This is a genomic window from Microbacterium sp. LWH10-1.2, from assembly GCF_038397765.1.
GTDB classification, from domain to species: Bacteria; Actinomycetota; Actinomycetes; order Actinomycetales; family Microbacteriaceae; genus Microbacterium; species Microbacterium natoriense.
Genome location: NZ_CP151638.1, coordinates 2,646,832 through 2,665,679, shown reverse-complemented (window position 1 = coordinate 2,665,679; position 18,848 = coordinate 2,646,832). Strand labels below are relative to the sequence as shown.

The following is an 18,848-nucleotide window of genomic DNA, read 5'->3' as shown; positions in this document are numbered from 1 at the left end:
CGGGCGGGGGCCAGGGGCTCGGAGGCCATCGCGCGCGCAGCGCGGAGACCCGCTCCGGAAGGATGCCGGGGCTCAGCGGTCGAGCGCGGCGAACCGTTCGATGTCGACGTTGGTTCCCGACACGATGATGAGGTCGTGGTTCGTGACGATCGTGTTCGCCTCGGCGTAGCGGAACGGCTTGCCGGGGCTCTTCACGCCGACCACGGTGACCTTGTACTTCGTGCGGACGCCCGACTCGTTCAGTCCGACGCCGCGGATGAACTTCGGCGGGTACATCTTGGCCAGCACGAAGTCGTCGTCGAATCGGATGAAGTCGAGCATGCGACCGGACACCAGGTGCGCGACGCGCTCGCCAGCCTCGCGCTCCGGGTAGATGACGTGGTTGGCGCCGACGCGGGCGAGGATCTTGCCGTGCGACTGTGAGACGGCCTTGGCCCAGATCTGCGGCACCTTGAGGTCGACGAGGTTGGCCGTGATCAGGACGGACGCCTCGATCGAGGAGCCGACCGCGACGACCGCGACCTGGAAGTCCTGGGCGCCGATCTGGCGCAGCGCGTCGATGTTCTTGGCGTCGGCCTGCACCGTGTGCGTGACCCGGTCGGACCACTTCTGCACGAGCTCGAGGTTGTCGTCGATCGCGAGCACCTCGCGGTCGAGGCGGTCGAGCTCACCGGCGCACGCGGCGCCGAACCGGCCGAGGCCGATGACGAGGACGGGAGCGTCGCCCCGGAGGACTTCAACCAACGATCGGCCTTTCCACGGGCAGCGAGTAATACTGCGATCGCGACGTCGCGGCGACTGCCGCGGCGAGAGTCACTGTACCAACGCGGCCCATGAAGATGGTCGCCGCGAGAACGTAGGAGCCCGAGTCCGGCAGCGTCTCCGTGAGGCCTGACGACAGGCCGACGGTCGCGAACGCCGAGATCACGTCGAACAGGACGTGACTGATGTCGTCCTTCGTGATCTGCGCGATGATGATCGTCGAGAGCGCGACGATCGTGGCGCCCCAGGCGACGACGCTGAGCGCGACACGCTGCACGTCGCTCGGGATGCGGCGGCCGAACGCCTCGACCGACTGCCGTCCCTTCGCCTCCGACCACACCGCGATGGCGAGGACCGCGAGAGTGGTCACCTTGATGCCGCCGGCCGTGGATGCCGAGCCGCCGCCGACGAACATCAGCATGGATGCCGCGAGCAGCGAGGATCCGTTGAGGTCGGCCATGTCGATCACATTGAAGCCGCCGGAGCGGGTCATGGCAGACAGGAAGAAGGCCTGGAAGGTGGTGTCGGCGGCATCCATCGACCCGAACGTCTTCGGGTTGTTGTACTCGAGGATGAGGAAGACGGCCGCGCCGAGGAAGAACAGCAGCACCGTGGTGACGAGCGTGAGCTTGGTGTGCAGCGACCACTTCTTCACGTGCCACACGTGCTTGGCCAGCGTGTAGATCACGGGGAAGCCGATGCTTCCGAGGAACACGCCGGTCATCAGCAGCGTGAGCACGAGGTAGTCGTCGGCGAACACCGCGACGCCGCCGGCGTTCGGCGCGAAACCGGTGTTCGTGAACGCCATGGCCGCGTAGTACGGCGCCTCCCACAGCGCGGCGATCGGATCGACCTCCGCCATGACGAGCGCGGGGTAGAGCAGGATCGCGAGGGAGCCCTCGATGACGAGCGCGGAGATAGCGACGGTCATCAGCAACTGGCCGACCTCGCCGAGACGCACGGTCTGGCTCTCGTTCACCACGCCGCCGTGCGCGCGCATCGGATTGGTGTCTCCCGCGGCCATGAGCTTGGCCCTGAGCCCGAGGCGCTTCGAGATGAGCATGCCCATGAGCGATGCGAGGGTCAGCACGCCGAGTGCGCCGACGTTCACGCCGATGAAGACGAGCACATGGCCGAACGGAGACCAGTGCGAGGCCATGTCGACGGTCGCGAGGCCGGTCACGCAGATGGTGGACACGGCGGTGAACAGCGCGTCGCTGAGCGGGGTGACCTCGCCCTTGGCCGAGGCGATCGGCAGCGACAGCAGCACCGTGAACACCAGGATGAGCAGTGCGAACACGACGATGGCGAAGCGCGACGGCGACGAGGTGATGATGTGGCGTGCGCGGCCTGCCAGGCCTTCGAGACGACGTCGCGGGGACGAACCCGATGCGATGCCCGACATCGCCTCCCCTTCCCGTGTTCGCCCTCACCGCCTCGTGCGGGTCGAGAGACCTGCTCGACAGGCCTTCGTCATGGTACTCCGTGCCGCGGACGACTAGCCTGAACTCATGACGGACATCTTCGACGTGATCGCAGACGGTACGAGGCGCGACATCCTCCAGCTCCTTCTGCGCCGCGGCGACGAGGGAGAATCCGGCATCAGTGTGAGCCAGATCGTCGCCGACCTCGGCATCAGTCAGCCCACCGTGTCGAAGCACCTGAAGGTGCTGAGGGACGCGGAGCTCGTGAACGTGCGTGAAGACGGCCAGCGCCGGTTCTACAGCCTGGCCGTCGAGCCGCTCGGAGCGGTCGACGACTGGCTGGTCCCGTTCCTGGTGGACGCCTACGGCGACGACGCGCCCGACATCGACTACCCCGGTCAGCCCCTTCCCGACGGGGCGGCGCATGCCGCCGAGGTCGTCGGACGAGCGGCCGCCTCCGCCAAGCACGTCGTCGCGAACGCCCTCAAGAGGCTCAGCGCCTGACGGCATCCGTCGTCCTCCGAACGGCGCCGCCGATCGGAGGACTCGCCGAGACGGCGACGCCCCTGACGACAGGGGGCTTGTCATCAGGGGCGTCGTGCGGACCCCATATCCGCGGCGGTCCGAGCAGTGCCCGGCTCGGACCGTGGTGTCAGGCTCCCAGAGCTGACTGTGCGGATCCGGGACGATTCCTATGCCTTTGCTGTGGCGGGCGCGAGTGAATCCTCACCGCCGCGCGGCCTTCCGGCGGAACAGCCAGGACCCCCACAGCACGGCCACGACGAGGATGAGCACGCACCAGCCGATCGCCCACAGCGGCTCCGCGTGCAGGGGAGCGTGGGTGAGGAGCCCGCGGAGGGAGTCCACGATCGGGGTGATCGGCTGATGCGCCGCCACCGGCTGCAGCCACGACGGCATGCTCGCCACCGGGACGAACGCGCTGGAGAGATAGGGCAGGAACAGCAGGGCGAATCCGTAGCCGTTCGCGCCCTCGGGGCTTCCCGCCGCGAGTCCGATCGCGGCGAACAGATATGTGATCGCCAGGATGTACAGCGCGATGAGGGCGGCCGCCCCCGTCCACTCCGCGAACGAGGCCTCGGGCCTGAAGCCGACGAGGACCCCGACGCCGATCACGACCGCCGTCGCCAGCAGGTTGCGGAGCAGGCTGGCGACCACATGGCCGGTGAGCACGGCGCTGGCCCTCAGCGGCATGGTCCGGAATCTGTCGATGATGCCGCTGCGCATGTCGTTCGCGACGTAGACGGCGGTGGATGCCGCTCCATAGCCCGCGCAGGTCAGGATGATGCCGGGAACGACGTAGTCGACGTAGGCGCCGGACGGATCGATCGCCCCGCCGAACACCCACGTGAACATGAGCATGAGCGTCACGGGCAGCATGATCGCCATGAGCAGCGATTCGCCGTCGCGGAGGGAGTGACGCAGGCTCCTGCCGACGAAGACCGACTCGGCGGCGAAGCCGCGCAGGGGAGGACGGGGCGCGATGGCGGGGGATGCGGTGCTCATGCGTGCTCCTCCACGTTCGCGGCTCCGGAGGTGACGGCGAGGAAGACGTCGTCGAGGGCGGGGCGACGCAGGGTGACGACCCCGTCGGCCGCGGCGTCGGCGAGCTGGTCGAGCGCTCGCCGCAGGTCGGCGACGCTGCCGTCGGTGGGGATCGCGTTCAGCAGCTCTCCGCGCTCGTCGTGAAGTTCCACGGTGTCTCCGCCGATGCGCGCCTTGAGCGCGGAGGGCGTCCCGAGTGCGGCGATCCGACCGTCGTGCAGCACGGCGATGCGATCGGCGAGCTGGTCGGCCTCCTCCAGATACTGCGTGGTGAGGAAGACGGTGGTGCCTGCGGCGGCGAGGGAGCGGATGATGTCCCACAGGTCTCGTCGGCTGCGGGTGTCGAGGCCGGTGGTCGGCTCGTCGAGGAACAGCACCTCGGGGGTGACGACGAAGCTGAGGGCGAGATCGAGCCGTCTGCGCATCCCGCCGGAGAAGGTGCGGACGACACGATCGGCGGCGTCGACGAGGTCGAACCGCGCCAGCAGCTCCTCGGCGCGCAGCCGTGCCGCCGCACGGTCGAGACCGGCGAGGCGCGCGAACATCGCCACGTTCTCGGTCGCCGTGAGGGCATCGTCGACTGCGGCCGACTGCCCGGTGAGGCTGATGCGCTGCTGCACCTCGGTGCGCTGCGTGCCGACGTCGTAGCCGGCGACCGTCGCTGTTCCGGCATCCGGTGCGATGAGGGTGGTGAGGATGTTGATGGTGGTGGTCTTGCCCGCCCCGTTGGGGCCGAGCAGGGCGAACACCTCGCCGCGCTCTACCGAGAAGTCCAGGCCGTCGACGACGGTCCTGTCTCCGAAGGCGATGCGCAGCCCGTGCACGTCGATGGCGGTTGTCATCGTGTCTTCCCTTCCGTCTGTGATGGACTCCACGCCGGGCGGAAACTGTGTATGCCCAACGCAACTGTGTATGACCATAACACACTGTTTATTTAATAAACAGAAGTAGGATGGCTCCATGACCGAGAACGAAGCACCGGAGCTGCCGCGGGGCATCGCCCTCGCCTGGGGCGTCGCGGCGAATCCGCAGCGCGGCCCGAAGCGGGAGATGAGCGTCGAGCGCATCGTCGACGCGGCGGTCGACCTGGCGGACGCCGAGGGCATCGGCGCGGTCTCCATGGCCGCCGTGGCAGCGAAGCTCGGCTTCACGCCGATGTCGCTGTACCGCTACGTCAGCGCGAAGGACGACCTGCTGCTGCTCATGCAGGAGCAGGCCACCGGCCTCCCGCCCGAGTCGCATCTCGACCACGACGGCTGGCGGGATCGCCTGCGTGCGCTGTTCGAGGCCCAGGTGCTGCTCTACCTCCGGCATCCGTGGATGCTGTCGCTGCCGATCAACGGATCGCCGATCACCCCGAACAGCTCCGCCTGGCTCGACGCGAGTCTCGCGGCCCTCGGGCAGACGCCGCTGACAGCGGAGGAGCGGCTCGCCGTCGCTCTCGCGGTCACGGGCGACGCGCGGTGGTGCGGGATCGTGCAGGCGGGGTACACCGAGCAGGCTCGGGGCACGGGGCTCTCCGCAGACGAGGTCGCCGAGCGCGAGGCGGCGCTCTACGACCGGGTCATCGACGCCGAGGGTTTCCCTGCGCTCCGTCGCGCTATCGACGAGGGGATCTTCACCTCGACGGCCGACCCTTTCCGGTTCGGCGTCGAGAGGCTCCTCGATGGCGTGGCCGCTTACATCGCGGACCTCGATCGCGGCGAACCGCACGGGGACGCACAGGACTGGATCCACCTCGATCCTGCAGAGCTCGCGGGTGACCGCCGCCTGAAGGAGGCGCAGAAGGCGGTCAGGGAGGCGGAGAAGGCACTGCGAGCGGCCCGCAAGACCGAACGCCAGGCGCTGCGCGAGGCGGGGGAGCGTCTGGCGAAGGCGAAGAAGGTCGGCTGATCGGCCCGTCCCGATTCCCGCCTTTGCCATGATGTGCTCATGGCCACCGCACCCGTCGAGCACCGCGCCCACTTCGACTTCTCGATCTCGTTCGCCAACGGCGGGGGGATGAGCGGGGAGGGCTTCCGGCTCGACCTGCCTGGTCCGGAACTGGCCGAGGCCGAGATCGCCGCGTTGCTGGTGAAGCACCTGGGCCTCGCGCTCGTGGGCGAGGTCGAGCTCAGCGGGGTGCGCATCGTCGAGGAGCCTCATCGCGGCAGCAGAGGAGTGGATGCCGTTCCGGTCGAGGAACTGAGGGTGATCGACCTCAGCCATCCCATCGAGGCCGGTGTCATCACCTATCCCGGCCTTCCGGCGCCGACGATCACCCCGCATCTGACCCGCGAGGACTCCAGAGCGAAGTACGCGCCGGGCACGGAGTTCGCCATGGACATCATCACGATGATCGGCAACACCGGCACGTACCTCGACTCCCCGTACCACCGCTACGCCGACGGCGGAGACCTCGCCTCGCTGGAGCTGAGCGGGCTCGTCGGACTCCGCGCCGAGGTCTTCCACCTGCGCGACGCCTGGACCGCCGACCGCCGAGGGATCGGCGCGGCCACCCTCGCCGACAGGGAGCTCTCCGGAAGCGCCGTGCTCCTCGACACCGGGTGGAGCCGCTTCTTCGGCGCCCCGGAGTACGGCGCGGGCTCTCCGTTCCTCACCGAGGAGGGCGCGCGGTTCCTCGTCGACGAGGGGGTCCGTCTCGTCGGGATCGACGCGCTCAACATCGACGACACGGAGAACGGAGGGGAGCGGCCGGCCCACAGCATCCTGCTCGCCGCCGGAGTCCACGTGGTGGAGCATCTGACGAACCTCGACGAGGTCCCGGCGCGGGGTGCGCGGTTCACGGCGGCTCCGCCGGCGGTGCGTGGGTTCGGCACATTCCCCGTGCGGGCGTTCGCGACCGTGGGACCGTCCCACTGATCACAGGGGCCACATGGGTTTACACACGTCCCAGGCAACACATAGAGTGTGCACATCGAGAAAGGGGTACGTGGGATGCCCGAAGTTCCTGACGTCAAGTTCCTGACGGTGGCCGAGGTCGCCGAACTCATGCGTGTGTCGAAGATGACCGTCTATCGGCTGGTGCATGCGGGGGAGCTGCCGGCGATCCGCTTCGGGCGCAGTTTCCGCGTCCCCGAGTCGGCTGTCGCAGAGGCTCTGCAGCGTCCGATCGCCGACGTCGGATAGCACTCCGCTGGTTTGCTAGACTGTTCCGAGGCATTTTTCCGTGCCCGTACCCGGGTGTCCGCCACGTGCGACGCCCAGCCCCTGACTTAGTGAGGTTTCCGTGGGTTCTGTCATCAAGAAGCGCCGCAAGCGCATGGCGAAGAAGAAGCACCGCAAGCTGCTTCGTAAGACTCGCCACCAGCGCCGCAACAAGAAGTAAGCGGCCAGACACCGAGCGCCTGTCTCCGGACGGGCGCTTTGTGTCTCTGCCCGCGTCTCGCCACACCGCCAGGAGGATGCCATGAAGTCGATCACCGTCGCCGAGCTCGCCGCCCGTGCGAACACCCCGCTCATCGATGTGCGCGAGGCGAATGAGTTCGCCGCAGGTCACGTCCCCGGGGCCGTGAACATCCCGATGTCCGAGATCGGCAACCGTCTCGAGGAGCTTCCCGCTGAGGCGTTCGACGTGATCTGCCAGCTCGGCGGGCGCTCGGCTCGCGTCGTGGAGGCGCTTGAGGGCCGCGGCTACGACGTCACGAACGTCGACGGCGGCACGGCCGAGTGGATCGCGGAGGGCCGCGAGGTCGAGGTCCCGTCGGCGTGACGACGCTGACCCTGATCGGCAAGCCCGACTGCCACCTCTGCGACGTGGCATCCGAGATCATCGATGCGGTGGTCGCCGAGCTTCCGGATGCCGCGGCCGAGAGCATCGAGATCGTCGAGGCGTCCATCGCCGACGACCCCGCCCTGTATGAGCTGTGGTGGGAGAAGATCCCCGTCGTGCTGATCGACGGAGAGCTGCACGCCCACTGGCGGCTGTCGGCCGACCGGCTGCGCGCCGCGCTCGAAGAGGCAGTGACCCGTGACGCATCGAAGGAGTCGAAATGACGATCCGCCATGTCGTGAGCTGGAAGCTCGCCGCTGAAGACGGCGCCGCGCGCGCCGAGCGGGCCGCAGAGGTCGCCCGTCGGCTCAACGCGCTCGACGGCGTCGTGCCGCAGCTGCGTTCGATCTCGGCGGGAGCGAACGTCGCGTTCGCCGACGTGAACTGGGACGTGACGCTCGTCGCCGACTTCGACTCGGTCGAGGCGATCGAGCAGTACCAGGTGCACCCTGCGCACGAGGAGGTCGCCGTGTACATCCGCTCGGTGGTGTCGTCGCGCGTCGCCGTCGACTTCGAGGTCTGAGCGCTCGCGCACTTGCAACACAAATGTGATGCGCTGAGGCCCTCAGCCGTCGTGCGGTCCGCTGACCGCATGTCAAGATGAACTCCTACCCGTACGTGGGCGTGATCCGCCCCCGACTCACAGGAGCTGACATGCAGCGTCGCAACATCTTCGCCGGGCTCGCCCTCGTGGCGACCGCCACCCTCGCTCTCGCCGGCTGTGCTGGCGGATCCACCGGTGCGGGTTCTGGCGGCGACGCGGCCGACGACCCGTACGGCCTCGTCGACGCGGGCACGCTCACCGTCTGCTCCGACATCCCCTACGCTCCTTTCGAGTTCGAAGGAGACAACGGCGAGTACACCGGGTTCGATCTGGATCTTCTTGGCGCGATCGCCAAGAAGCTGGACCTCAAGATCTCGGTCCAGGACGTGGGCTTCGAGGCGCTTCAGTCGGGTGCGACCCTGGCGGCCGGCACCTGCGATGTGGGGGCGTCGGCGATGACCATCACGGACGACCGCAAGAAGAACATCGACTTCTCCGAGCCGTACTACGACTCTCTGCAGTCGCTGCTCGTTCGCACCGACTCGGGCATCAAGAGCATCAAGGACCTCGACGGCAAGAACGTCGGCGTCCAGCAGGGAACCACTGGAGAGGCCTACGCGAAAGAGAACGCCAAGGGTGCGCAAATCGTGCAGTACCAGGGCGACGGTGACCTCTGGCCGGCCATGCAGGCGGGGCAGATCGATGCGATCCTGCAGGACCAGCCGGTGAACCTCGAGCACGAGAAGGCCGACGGTGCGTACAAGATCGTCGAGACCTACATCACCAACGAGAGCTACGGATTCGCCTTCGAGAAGGGCAAGAAGACCAAACTTGTTGAGGCGGTCAACGGCGCGCTGAAGGATCTCCGCGACAGCGGCGAGTACCAGACGATCTACGACACCTACTTCACCGCGAACTGAGCGGGCGAACAGGACACGAGAGGACCTTGACAATGGCGTTGAGGCGCGCTCAGAAGAAGAAGCTGTACCGATACACCGTTTACGCGGTGCTGATCGCCGTCGTGGTCTGGGCTGCGTTCAGCGCCGATTGGGCAAGGCTCGGACCGTTGTTCTTCAATCCGGAGATCGCGGCGAAGATGTTCCCCGAGATCATCACGATGGCCTTGGTGAACACCCTGTGGTTCACGGCGGCAGCCTTTGCCGGAGGATTGTTGCTGGGCGTCGTACTGGCGCTGTTGAAGATGTCGAGCATCGGCCCGTTCCGCTGGATCGCGACCGCATGGATCGAGCTGTTCCGAGGGCTTCCGGCTATCCTCACGATTTTCGCGATCGGCATCGTGTTGCCAATCGCCACCGGCGTGAGGGCGACGCAACTCGGCGGTCCAGTGGTTCTCGGACTGATTGGTCTCGTCCTCGTCGCCTCTGCGTACATGGCCGAGACGATCAGGGCGGGTCTCCAAGCAGTCCCGAAGGGGCAAACGGAAGCGGCGCGCTCTCTCGGCATGTCTCCGATGAAGACCACCTTCTGGATCGTCGTGCCGCAGGGCTTCCGGATCATCATCCCGCCGCTGACCAACGAGTTCGTGCTGCTCTTGAAGGACACCTCGCTACTCTTCGTCGTTGGAACGTTGCCATGGTCGAAGGAACTCACGAACTTTGCGAAGGACGCGACGAGCGCGAACCAGAACGCGACGCCACTCGTCATGGCGGCGATCCTGTATCTGATCGTGACGATCCCCCTCACGCGGTTCACCGCGTACCTGGAGCGACGGATGGCGAAGCAGCGATGATCACCGACCTGATTGATGTCCACGCGCCCGCGATCGATGTGCAGGGCCTCGTCAAGACCTACGGCGACAACGAGGTGCTCAAGGGCATCGATCTCACCGTCACCGCCGGAGAGGTCGTGTGCGTGATCGGCCCCTCGGGATCGGGCAAATCGACGCTGCTGCGCTCGGTGAACCTGCTCGAGGAGCCCACGGGCGGCAAGGTGCTCATCGAGGGCATCGACATCACCGACCCCGACATCGACATCGACCGGGTGCGCACCCGCATCGGCATGGTGTTCCAGAGCTTCAACCTCTTCCCGCACATGAGCGTGCTCGGCAACCTCACGATCGCCCAGCGGCGCGTGAAGAAGCGGGGCAAGGAGGAGGCCGAGAAGGTCGCGCATGAGATGCTCGCCCGCGTGGGCATGGGGCACAAGGCCGACGCCTACCCCGGGCATCTCTCGGGTGGTCAGCAGCAGCGTGTCGCGATCGCGCGGGCCCTCTGCATGAACCCCGACATGATGCTGTTCGACGAACCGACGTCGGCTCTCGACCCCGAGCTCGTGGGCGAGGTGCTGCAGGTCATGCGCACTCTGGCTGACGAGGGGATGACGATGCTCGTCGTCACCCACGAGATGGGCTTCGCGCGCGAGGTCGGCTCTCGGCTCATCTTCATGGACGGCGGGCACATCGTCGAAGAGGGCGATCCGCGCGAAGTGCTCGGCAACCCGCAGCACCAGCGCACGAAGGACTTCCTCTCGCGCGTCCTCTGACGAGCCTCAGCAGACTCCGAGCGGGCGCATAGCGCACGCCTAGGAGTCATGCGGGGGAGCGGTCCTACGATCAGGTCAGCACGACACGTGGTCGCGGGAATCGAGGGGGCATGCTTGCTGCGCTTCTGGGTCTCGACATCTCCGGGGGCACGCTCCCGTTGATCGTGTGGAGCGCCACCGCGCTTCTGCTCGCCGCTCTTCCGATGCGGAGGACGACCATCCGGCGCGTACGCCGGATGGTCGTCGCCGTCGCGGTCGGGGCACTTCTCGGGGCGGTCGTCTGCGGGGCGATCGACGCCTTCGATGTGTTCGGCACTCCGCTGCCGGACGCGGTTCCCTGGTGGGCCGCAGGAGGTTTCGCCGCGGTCGCGCTCGGGATCGTGCACCTGTGGGACTCGGGGCTGTGGCGGAAGGCGATCGCCACCCTTGCGATCCTCGGCTCTCTGCTGTCGACCGTGTTGGGCGTCAACGCCGCATTCGGCCTCGACCGCACGCTGGGCGACCTGCTCGAGCTGTCGGCGCTGCCCCCGGCGGGGACGTTCTCCACACCGCTCCCGACGCCCAGCTCCGACCCGCCGCTCGCTCAGACCTGGCGTCCGCCGGCCGACATGCCGGCGCACGGGGAGGTCCGACAGCTGTCGGGAGCCCAGCGCATCCCCTCGACCGCCGGCTTCGAACCCCGTGACGCCGCCATCTACCTTCCGCCCGCGGCGCTCGTGAAGGACCCGCCGGCGCTCCCCGTGATGGTGCAGATGATGGGGCTGCCGGGAAGCCCGTCGCCGACCGCGATCCAGACCGCCGTCGACGCCTTCGCGGCAGCGCACCAGGGACTCGGGCCTATCGTGATCGTGGCCGATCAGCTCGGGGCCTCCGACCAGAACCCCGGGTGCGCCGACTCCCGTGCGTACGGAGGCGTGGAGACGTACATCAACACCGACATCCCCGAGTGGATCCGCACCCACCTGCGCGTTCTGCCGGGACCCGCGAACTGGACCATCAGCGGATACTCCAACGGCGGCGCGTGCTCCTTCCTCTACGGCGCGACGCATCCCGAGATCTGGGGCTCCTTCGTGAGCATCTCCGGGGAGGAGTACCCAGGGATGGAGAACCCGACGCCGGTGCTCGAGAACGCGTTCGCCGGTGACCGGGCCGCGTTCGATGCGAACAAGCCCGAGACCGTGCTCGCGCAGCACCCCGGCGCCTATGCGGGCCGTTTCGCGCTGTTCACCGCGGGTGCGGACGATCACGTGTACAGTCCAGCGGCGCAGCGTGGGGCTGAAGCGGCGAGGTCTGCCGGATTCGAGACCCAGTTCTTCTCGATCCCCGGAGCCGGTCACGTCGGGCCCGCTCTCTCCGGCGGGCTCGACGAGGCGCTGCGGGTGCTCGCGCCGCGATGGGGGCTGGTGTCATGATCGCCCGCGCGCTGAGGCACCTGCGCGCCCATCCGGTGTCGTCGTCGTTCGCCGCGACCCTCGTACTGACATCGCTCGTCTGCGGCACGCTGTGGAGGGCTCATCCGCGCTGGCTCGCGGCGAGTCCGGCAGCGATCGCCGACGGGCGCTGGTGGACGCCGTTCACCGCGCTGCTGGTGCCGGACTCGCTGATCGAGCTGATCCTGACCCTGCTGCTGATCCTCACGGTCCTCGCGTATTCAGAGCGGCTGCTGGGGACCGTCACAAGCGTCCTCCTGATCGTGGGCACCGGAGTGCTCGGGACTCTCGCGGGCATCGGCACACAGGCTCTCGCGGCATCGCAGGGCGCGGTCTGGGCGCGAACGGCCGAGCCGGTGCTCGACCCCGCGATCGGCGTCGTGGGAGCGATCATGGCGGCCAGCGCCTTCGCCCCTGCGCTCTGGCGTCGGCGTATCCGACTGCTGGGATTCTCCCTGCTCCTGATGTTCGCGCTGTACGGAGGCGACGTCGACAGCGTGTACCGGCTGTTCTCGGCGGTGATCGGAGTCTTCGTCGGAATGGTGCTCGCGCGTCGGGTGCGGCATCCGCTGTGGCACCGCAGCTCTTATGGCGAGGTGCGGGCGCTCGTCGCCGCCGCGGTCGCCGTGACAGGACTCGGGCCGCTGATCGTCCTGATCACCGGGGTGGGCGTCGGGCCGCTCTCTCCGGTGATCGCGGGGTTCCGCGGCACCGGCGTCGACGCGATCCTGACCCGCTGCGCGGCGCAGCTCTCCGATCGCTGCGTGGCCGGGCTGGGCTTCGGGACCTGGTCGCTCCTGTCGAGTCTCGCGCCGGTTCTCCTCAGCCTGATCGCGGCCATGGGGGTGCGGGCCGGGAGGAGGGCGGGGTGGATCCTCGCGCTCTTCGTGAACGTCGGGAGTGCTGCGCTCATCGGCGTGAGCCTGGGCATGGACGACCTGCGGCATCCGGCGGAGATCGTCGCCATCGACCGGGCGTTCCCCGGCTTCGCCGTCGTCGCCCTTCTCGTCCCGATCGCGATGGCCGCCGTCCTGCTGGCGACACGTCGGCGGTTCGCGGTGAGGGCCGAGGGCAGTGCAGTGCGGCGCTTCGCCGTCACCCTCTCGGTCTCCGCGGCATCCGCCCTGGTCGTCGGGGTCGTCGTGGTGCTGCTGTCCGGCGGAGACATCGGCTTCGCGCTGCTGGACTCCCTGCGGCGTCTGCTGCCTGCGGGATTCACCCACGGGCACCCGCACACGCACTTCGGCGGTGCGGCCCCACTCGTGAGGCACTTGATCGGGGTGCTGTTCTGGATCGTGACGGCGTTCGCGCTGGTGCGGCTGCTGCGTGCGCCGGCGATCGGCGCGTCCGTCGATGAGAGTGATCGCCACCGTGCGCTCCTGCACGCGCACAGCGGCACGCTCGGGTTCCTCGGCACCTGGGAGGGCAGCCGGCACTGGTTCACACCGGATGGCGGCGGGGCGATGGCCTATCGGGTGATCTCGGGCATCGCGATCGCGGTCGCCGATCCGGTCGGCGCGGACGCCGCGGCGACCGTGCGCGGCTTCGTCGACTTCTGCGATCGGCAGGGGTGGATGCCGGTGCTCTACAGCGTGCACGACGAGACGCTTCCGGTGACGCGTGCACTGGGGTGGACGGAGATCCCCGTCGGCGAGGAGACCGTGGTGCCGCTGGAGGGCTTCGGGCTCGAAGGGCGCTCCTGGGCGAAGGTGCGCCAGCCCTACCGGCGTGGGGAGCGCGACGGGCTGCGCGCCGAGTGGACCAGGTGGCGAGACCTTCCCGCCGCGCTCTCGGCGCAGCTGGAGGCCCTCAGCGAGCACTGGATCGCGGAGAAGGCGCTGCCCGAGATGGGCTTCACCCTGGGCGGTCTCGACGAGCTGAAGGACCCGGACGTGGCGTTGATGCTCGCCATCGGACCCGACGGCGGCCTCCAGGCCGTGACCAGTTGGTTGCCGGTGTGGGAGGGCGGCGAGCGGGTGGGGTGGACCCTGGACTTCATGCGGCGTGCGGATGACGCGATGCCCGGCGTGATGGAGTTCCTGCTCGCGTCCGCCGCGCTGCGGATGCAGGGAGAGGGGCTCGCGGTGATGAGCCTCTCCGGGGCGCCGCTGGCGCAGACCGGGGAGATCGGCGACGGCACGATGTCGGAGCTGCTGTCGTGGCTGGGGCGGGTGCTGGAGCCCGCGTACGGGTTCCGCTCGCTGCTGCAGTTCAAGGCCAAGTTCAATCCGGAGTACCGGCCCCTGTACATGGCCTACCCGGATCCCGGTCGGCTGCCGGCGATCGGGCTGGCGCTCGCCAGGGCCTATCTCCCGCACGTCACGGCGTCGGAGTACCTGGCCCTGGCGAGGACTCTGCGGCGCTGAGTCATGGATAGCGAAGACCCTCCGCTGCCTTCATCGGCCGCGGAGGGTCTTCGTCGTGATGCGGAGTCCGACGGTCAGTCGGTCTCGACGATCTCGGAGTCGGCGTTCCGGCGGATCGAGTCGATGCCGTTGAGGGCTCCCGACTTCGAGGAGTAGCCCTCGCTGGACAGCGCGATGACCTCGCCGTTGCCCGCCTTCAGACGGAACCGGTACTCGCCGGACTTGTCGGTGTACAGCTCCCACTTGCCTGCCATGAGGCGTCCTTTCTCTTCGGATCGAGGGAACGACGCCCCTCCCGGGAACACGCTAGCCCCGGGAGGCAGCGGGGGGAAGGGCGTCGTCACGAATCGTCGCGGCGGCGTTCAGCCGCGCGGATGCACCGCGACGGGTTCGGGGGACACGGCGATGCGCACGCGGTCTCCGAAGGCGGGGTGGATGCCGGGGGAGTGCTGCAGACGCACGAGCTCACCCGACTCCGTGCGCACCAGGGTGCGCCGCATGCTGCCGAGGAAGGTGCTCTCCTCGACGAGGGCGTCGGTGGCGGCATCCGCCTCCGATGCGAAGTACACGTTCTCCGGGCGCAGGTACACGTCGACGGGGCCGTCCGCGGGGTTCTGGAGCGGAAGTCGCTGCCCCCACACCGTGACGTGATCGCCCTCGGCCACTCCGGAGACGACGCTGGAGAGCCCGACGAATGCGGCCACCCCTGCCGTGGACGGCGTCGTGTACAGCTGCTCGGGAGAGCCGATCTGCTCGATGCGGCCGGAGTTCATCACCGCGATCCGATCGGACACCGCGAGGGCCTCCTCCTGGTCGTGGGTGACGAACACCGTCGTGATGCCGAGCCGCAGCTGGATGCGGCGGATCTCGTCGCGCAGCTGCACCCTGACCTTCGCGTCGAGCGCGGAGAGCGGCTCGTCGAGCAGGAGCACCTTCGGCTCGGTGACGAGAGCCCTGGCGAGTGCCACGCGCTGCTGCTGGCCGCCGGAGAGCTGATGCGGGAAACGGTCGGCGAAGTCTGCGAGGCCGACGAGAGCGAGGGCGTCGAGGGCCCGCGCCGCGGCATCCGCCTTGCCTGCCCCACGACGACGCAGCCCGAAGGCGGTGTTGTCGACCACCCTCAGATGCGGGAACAGCGAGTACGACTGGAACACCATTCCGATGTCGCGCTTGTTCGTCGGTACGCGGGAGACGTCCCCTCCGCCGAGGAGCACGGCGCCCTGGTCGGCGCCCTCGAGGCCGGCGAGCACCCGCAGGAGCGTGGTCTTGCCGCAGCCCGACGGGCCCAGCAGCGAGACGAACTCGCCCGGAGCGATGTCGAGGTCGACGCCGTGCAGCACGGTGGTGCCGGCATAGCTCTTCACGATGCCCTGCAGCTGCACGCGGGTGCCCTCTCCCGCCTCGGCGAGGAGGATATTGTCGGCAGTCCGGGGAAGAGTCATGAGCGGGCCTTTCGGGTGCCGCGGGCGAGGCGGCCGATGAGGAGGAGCAGGGCGAAGACGAGCAGCAGCGCCAGCAGCGTGAAGATCGCCGGGGCATACGGGTCCTGCTTTCCGACCACGACCATGGCGGTCTGGAACACGGGCCGGTTCAGCAGCGATGCGATCGTGAACTCGCCGAGGACCACGGCGATCGAGATGAGGGAAGCGGCGAGCAGCCCCTGGCGCAGGTTGGGTGCGAGCACCCGGAGGACGACGGTCGGCCAGCTGGCACCGAGCGAGCGCGCGGCCTCCGAGAGGGTGCGCAGATCGGCCGCGTCGATGGATGCCTGGATCGAGCGGTAGGCGAAGGGCAGAACCGTGATGCCGTATGCGAACGCGAGTGTCCAGGTCCCGGTGCCGAGTGCCCGCCCGATCTGCAGGTAGATCGGGGCGAGGCCGACGACGAGTACGATCGCGGGGATCGAGATCGGCAACAGGGCGACGAACTCGAACACCGGCTTGAGCCTCGTGAAACGAAGATTCACGAGGATCATGGTCGGTGCGAGGATCAGCAGCACGATCACGACCGTGACGAGGGCGAGCACCAGCGAATTGCCGAGACCGATCCAGATCGGCTTGATCGCGGCGGACTTCACCGGGTCGAACAGGGCGATCCAGCGCGCGAACGAGAGGCCGCCCTTCGGATCGCGCAGCGTGTACAGCAGCGTGGAGACCAAAGGGATCGCGAAGAACGCACCGACGAGGATGCCGATGATCCAGCGGGTCAGTGGCGAGGGGCCGAGGCGGTTCATGCCTGCCACCTCGCAGCCCGACGCTGGATGGACGAGTACAGCGCCATCACGATGCCGACGATGACGATCATGCCGAGAGCGAGGGCCCCTGCGAGGTTCTCGCGGCCGAGCACGGTCTCGCTGGTCAGCGCCGTGCGGATCTGCAGGGGAACGATCTGCGACCCCTGGCTGGCGAGGGCCGCCGCGGTCGCGTACGACGAGAACGCGTTGGCGAACAGCAGCAGCAGGCTGGCGAGGAACGAGGGCGCGAGCACCGGGATGCCGATGCGCAGCCAGAAGCTCGTCCTGGTGCCGCCGAGCGTGAGGTTGGCCTCGGCCCACTGCGGCTTGAGAGCGGCGAGGGCGGGCATGAAGGTGATGACCATGAGCGGGACCTGGAAGTAGATGTAGGGCAGGATCAGCCCGGGCAGCTCGTACAGCCACGTGCCGTTCTCGTAGATGTTGAGACCGAACGTGTCCTTGAGGAGGAGCGTCATGACGCCCTGGATGCCGATCGTCGCGATGAAGGCGAAGGCGAGCATGACGCCGCCGAACTGGGCGAGCACGCCGGCCGCGGCATCCACCGTCTGACGGACGATGCCCTCGGGGTTCATGCCGAGGAGCGCGTAGCAGACGAGAGCGCCGACGACCGCTCCGACGGCGGCGGTCAGCAGCGACAGCCAGGCGGAGTTGGCGAAGGTCGTGAGCACGACCGGGTCGACGAGGGCGGTCAGGTTCGTCCAGGTGAAGCTGCCGTCCTTCGTGAAGAAGCCCGAGCCGATGGAGAGCACCGTCGGGACGGCGAGGAACAGGACCACGTAGACGGCGAAGGGGACGAGTCCCAGCCAGGAGAGGGAAGGGGCGAACCGCCGGACCCGCGAGGGTCCGGCGGTCGGGGTGGGGGCGGATGCCGCGGCATCCGCCCCCGTCAGCGCAGTCGAGGTCACTGGACCGCCGCTGCCCACTTCTCGCCGAGGAGCTTTCCGGCGTCGGCGGACTGCTTCTCGGTCGGGACGACCGTCTTCTCCGGAGCCTCGGGGAGCTTCGCGAGGAGGTCCTTGTCGATCGTTCCGGCCTCGGTCATCGCGTCGACGCGCGCCGGGCGTGCGCCGCCCTTGAGCCACAGGTTCTGCACGTCGTCGCTGTACAGGAACTCCTGCCACAGGCGCGCGGCCGCCGGGTGCGGGGCGTCGGCGTTGATCGCCTGGTTGTAGTAGCTGGAGTAGCCGGTGCCCGGGAGGACGACGACCTTCCAGTTCTCGTTGTCCTTCTGGTGCGACGTGTTCAGGTAGTCCCAGTCGAAGACGACGGGCGTCTCACCGCTCGCGACGGTCGAGGTGGTCACGTCGACCTTGAGCAGGTTGCCGGCCTTCTGCAGCTTCGAGAAGAAGTCGATGCCGGGCTCGAAGTCGTCGAGGGTGCCGTCGGACTGCACGGTGGCGAGGCCGACCGCCGCGAAGGCCGCTCCGGCCTGCGTCGGGTCGCCGTTCAGCGCCACGGCGCCCTTGTAGTCGGTGCCGAGCAGGTCGTCGAGGGTCTTCGGGGCGTCGTACTTCGACGAGTCGTAGCCGATCGACATGTACCCGCCGTAGTCGCCGACGAAGAGACCCGTGGACTCCTTGAGGTTGTCGGGGATCTCGTCCCACGTCTGCACCTTGTAGGGGGCGAAGCTCTTCGTGTTCTGCAGGGCGACCGCGATGCCGAGGTCGAACACGTCGGGTGCGGTGTCGAGGCCCTTGTTCGTCTCGGCGGCCTGGATCTCCTCGGCGCTGGACACGTCGGGGGAGGCCTCGTTGATGGTGATCTCCGGGTACTTCTTCGCGAAGAGATCGAGGATCTCGCCGTAGTTCGCCCAGTCGCGGGGGAGGGCGATGACGTTGAGCGCGCCCTCGGCCTTGGCGGCGGCCTCGAGGTCGGCGAACGTGCCGAAGTCGGAGACGGAGGTCGCGGATGCCGCGTCGACCTTGTCGCCGTCAGCGGCGGGAGCGTCGCCGCCGGATGCGCATCCGGCCAGGACGAGCGCGGCCGTGGCGGCGAGGGCGATGCCGGCGCCGAAGCGGGCGCGGCGGGGGAAGTGTGCCATGAGGGTCCTCTCGGTGTCCGGCGCGGGTACGCCGGGTCGGGTTGCGAGTGGACGCTACGGGGTGGAGGTTGCCGATCGTCGCGGGTCGGGTGAACGACAGATGACCGGGTGGTGGCTGACGGATGCTGCGTGCCGGCTGACGCCCCGGGGAGAGGCGCCGCGGAGAGGCGCCGCGGAGAGGCGCCGGGAA

22 protein-coding genes are annotated in these 18,848 nt (G+C 68.4%); 13 read left to right on the top strand and 9 right to left on the bottom strand.

The genetic code is table 11. From position 1 onward, the window contains the following. Positions 1-72: 72 nt before the first annotated feature. Positions 73-744, bottom strand: a complete 672-nt coding sequence (locus tag MRBLWH10_RS12720) for a TrkA family potassium uptake protein (protein WP_105675499.1) — start codon at positions 742-744, stop codon at positions 73-75. Then, a complete protein-coding gene (locus tag MRBLWH10_RS12715; RefSeq protein WP_105675501.1) occupies positions 737-2,167 on the bottom strand; it encodes a potassium transporter TrkG in 1,431 nt (476 codons plus the stop codon). The genes MRBLWH10_RS12720 and MRBLWH10_RS12715 overlap by 8 nt, the downstream gene beginning before the upstream one ends. A gap of 106 nt (positions 2,168-2,273) precedes the next feature. On the opposite strand from MRBLWH10_RS12715, the gene MRBLWH10_RS12710 reads away from it, so the two are divergent. Continuing rightward, complete coding sequence (locus tag MRBLWH10_RS12710) at positions 2,274-2,690, top strand: metalloregulator ArsR/SmtB family transcription factor (protein WP_105675503.1); 417 nt, start codon at positions 2,274-2,276, stop codon at positions 2,688-2,690. Positions 2,691-2,912: 222 nt separating this feature from the next. On the opposite strand, the gene MRBLWH10_RS12705 is transcribed toward MRBLWH10_RS12710, so the two are convergent. Together MRBLWH10_RS12705 and MRBLWH10_RS12700 are read right to left on the bottom strand one after the other, a co-directional pair. Next, positions 2,913-3,710 (bottom strand): ABC transporter permease, encoded by a 798-nt coding sequence (locus tag MRBLWH10_RS12705; RefSeq protein WP_341940136.1) that lies wholly within the window; start codon positions 3,708-3,710, stop codon positions 2,913-2,915. After that, the gene (locus MRBLWH10_RS12700; RefSeq protein WP_341940135.1) at positions 3,707-4,591 is read right to left on the bottom strand and encodes an ATP-binding cassette domain-containing protein; all 885 of its coding nucleotides are present in this window, start codon (positions 4,589-4,591) and stop codon (positions 3,707-3,709) included. Before MRBLWH10_RS12700 ends, MRBLWH10_RS12705 begins: the two co-directional genes overlap by 4 nt. A gap of 118 nt (positions 4,592-4,709) precedes the next feature. On the opposite strand from MRBLWH10_RS12700, the gene MRBLWH10_RS12695 reads away from it, so the two are divergent. The 12 genes from MRBLWH10_RS12695 to MRBLWH10_RS12640 all read left to right on the top strand — a co-directional run bounded on the left by MRBLWH10_RS12695 (position 4,710) and on the right by MRBLWH10_RS12640 (position 14,363). Beyond that, positions 4,710-5,642, top strand: coding sequence for a TetR/AcrR family transcriptional regulator (locus MRBLWH10_RS12695; protein WP_341940134.1), 933 nt, complete (start codon positions 4,710-4,712; stop codon positions 5,640-5,642). Positions 5,643-5,681: 39 nt separating this feature from the next. Beyond that, positions 5,682-6,611: a cyclase family protein gene (locus MRBLWH10_RS12690; protein ID WP_341940133.1), complete on the top strand. Its 930-nt coding sequence runs from the start codon at positions 5,682-5,684 to the stop codon at positions 6,609-6,611. A gap of 75 nt (positions 6,612-6,686) precedes the next feature. Next, entirely contained in the window at positions 6,687-6,878 is a 192-nt protein-coding gene (locus tag MRBLWH10_RS12685) for a helix-turn-helix domain-containing protein (protein ID WP_105675513.1), read from the top strand. A 100-nt stretch (positions 6,879-6,978) separates the two neighbouring features. Further along, positions 6,979-7,077 (top strand): AURKAIP1/COX24 domain-containing protein, encoded by a 99-nt coding sequence (locus tag MRBLWH10_RS12680; RefSeq protein ID WP_003792170.1) that lies wholly within the window; start codon positions 6,979-6,981, stop codon positions 7,075-7,077. A gap of 81 nt (positions 7,078-7,158) precedes the next feature. Continuing rightward, complete coding sequence (locus MRBLWH10_RS12675; RefSeq protein ID WP_105675515.1) at positions 7,159-7,461, top strand: rhodanese-like domain-containing protein; 303 nt, start codon at positions 7,159-7,161, stop codon at positions 7,459-7,461. Continuing rightward, complete coding sequence (locus MRBLWH10_RS12670) at positions 7,458-7,745, top strand: glutaredoxin family protein (protein ID WP_105675517.1); 288 nt, start codon at positions 7,458-7,460, stop codon at positions 7,743-7,745. Before MRBLWH10_RS12675 ends, MRBLWH10_RS12670 begins: the two co-directional genes overlap by 4 nt. Further along, entirely contained in the window at positions 7,742-8,044 is a 303-nt protein-coding gene (locus tag MRBLWH10_RS12665) for a Dabb family protein (protein ID WP_341940132.1), read from the top strand. The genes MRBLWH10_RS12670 and MRBLWH10_RS12665 overlap by 4 nt, the downstream gene beginning before the upstream one ends. 131 nt (positions 8,045-8,175) lie before the next feature. After that, the gene (locus tag MRBLWH10_RS12660; protein WP_341940131.1) at positions 8,176-8,985 is read left to right on the top strand and encodes a basic amino acid ABC transporter substrate-binding protein; all 810 of its coding nucleotides are present in this window, start codon (positions 8,176-8,178) and stop codon (positions 8,983-8,985) included. Positions 8,986-9,071: 86 nt separating this feature from the next. Further along, entirely contained in the window at positions 9,072-9,815 is a 744-nt protein-coding gene (locus MRBLWH10_RS12655; protein ID WP_341940130.1) for an amino acid ABC transporter permease, read from the top strand. Then, positions 9,812-10,567 carry an amino acid ABC transporter ATP-binding protein gene (locus tag MRBLWH10_RS12650; RefSeq protein ID WP_341940129.1) on the top strand — a complete coding sequence of 252 codons (756 nt, stop codon included), beginning with the start codon at positions 9,812-9,814 and terminating at the stop codon, positions 10,565-10,567. Before MRBLWH10_RS12655 ends, MRBLWH10_RS12650 begins: the two co-directional genes overlap by 4 nt. A 110-nt stretch (positions 10,568-10,677) precedes the next feature. Then, positions 10,678-11,979, top strand: coding sequence for an alpha/beta hydrolase-fold protein (locus MRBLWH10_RS12645; RefSeq protein WP_341940128.1), 1,302 nt, complete (start codon positions 10,678-10,680; stop codon positions 11,977-11,979). Beyond that, positions 11,976-14,363, top strand: coding sequence for a DUF2156 domain-containing protein (locus MRBLWH10_RS12640; RefSeq protein WP_341940127.1), 2,388 nt, complete (start codon positions 11,976-11,978; stop codon positions 14,361-14,363). Before MRBLWH10_RS12645 ends, MRBLWH10_RS12640 begins: the two co-directional genes overlap by 4 nt. Positions 14,364-14,437: 74 nt before the next feature. Here the strand turns inward: MRBLWH10_RS12640 and MRBLWH10_RS12635 are convergent, their stop codons facing one another. The 5 genes from MRBLWH10_RS12635 to MRBLWH10_RS12615 all read right to left on the bottom strand — a co-directional run bounded on the left by MRBLWH10_RS12635 (position 14,438) and on the right by MRBLWH10_RS12615 (position 18,658). Continuing rightward, a complete protein-coding gene (locus MRBLWH10_RS12635; RefSeq protein WP_105675965.1) occupies positions 14,438-14,617 on the bottom strand; it encodes a DUF1508 domain-containing protein in 180 nt (59 codons plus the stop codon). Between the two features lie 108 nt (positions 14,618-14,725). Continuing rightward, a complete protein-coding gene (locus MRBLWH10_RS12630; RefSeq protein WP_105675968.1) occupies positions 14,726-15,805 on the bottom strand; it encodes an ABC transporter ATP-binding protein in 1,080 nt (359 codons plus the stop codon). Next, on the bottom strand, positions 15,802-16,596 hold the full coding sequence (locus MRBLWH10_RS12625) for an ABC transporter permease subunit (protein WP_223587046.1): 795 nt from the start codon (positions 16,594-16,596) through the stop codon (positions 15,802-15,804). Before MRBLWH10_RS12625 ends, MRBLWH10_RS12630 begins: the two co-directional genes overlap by 4 nt. Beyond that, on the bottom strand, positions 16,593-17,522 hold the full coding sequence (locus MRBLWH10_RS12620; RefSeq protein ID WP_223587045.1) for an ABC transporter permease: 930 nt from the start codon (positions 17,520-17,522) through the stop codon (positions 16,593-16,595). Before MRBLWH10_RS12620 ends, MRBLWH10_RS12625 begins: the two co-directional genes overlap by 4 nt. Further along, entirely contained in the window at positions 17,519-18,658 is a 1,140-nt protein-coding gene (locus tag MRBLWH10_RS12615) for an ABC transporter substrate-binding protein (protein WP_341940126.1), read from the bottom strand. The genes MRBLWH10_RS12620 and MRBLWH10_RS12615 overlap by 4 nt, the downstream gene beginning before the upstream one ends. Between the last annotated feature and the right edge of the window lie 190 nt (positions 18,659-18,848).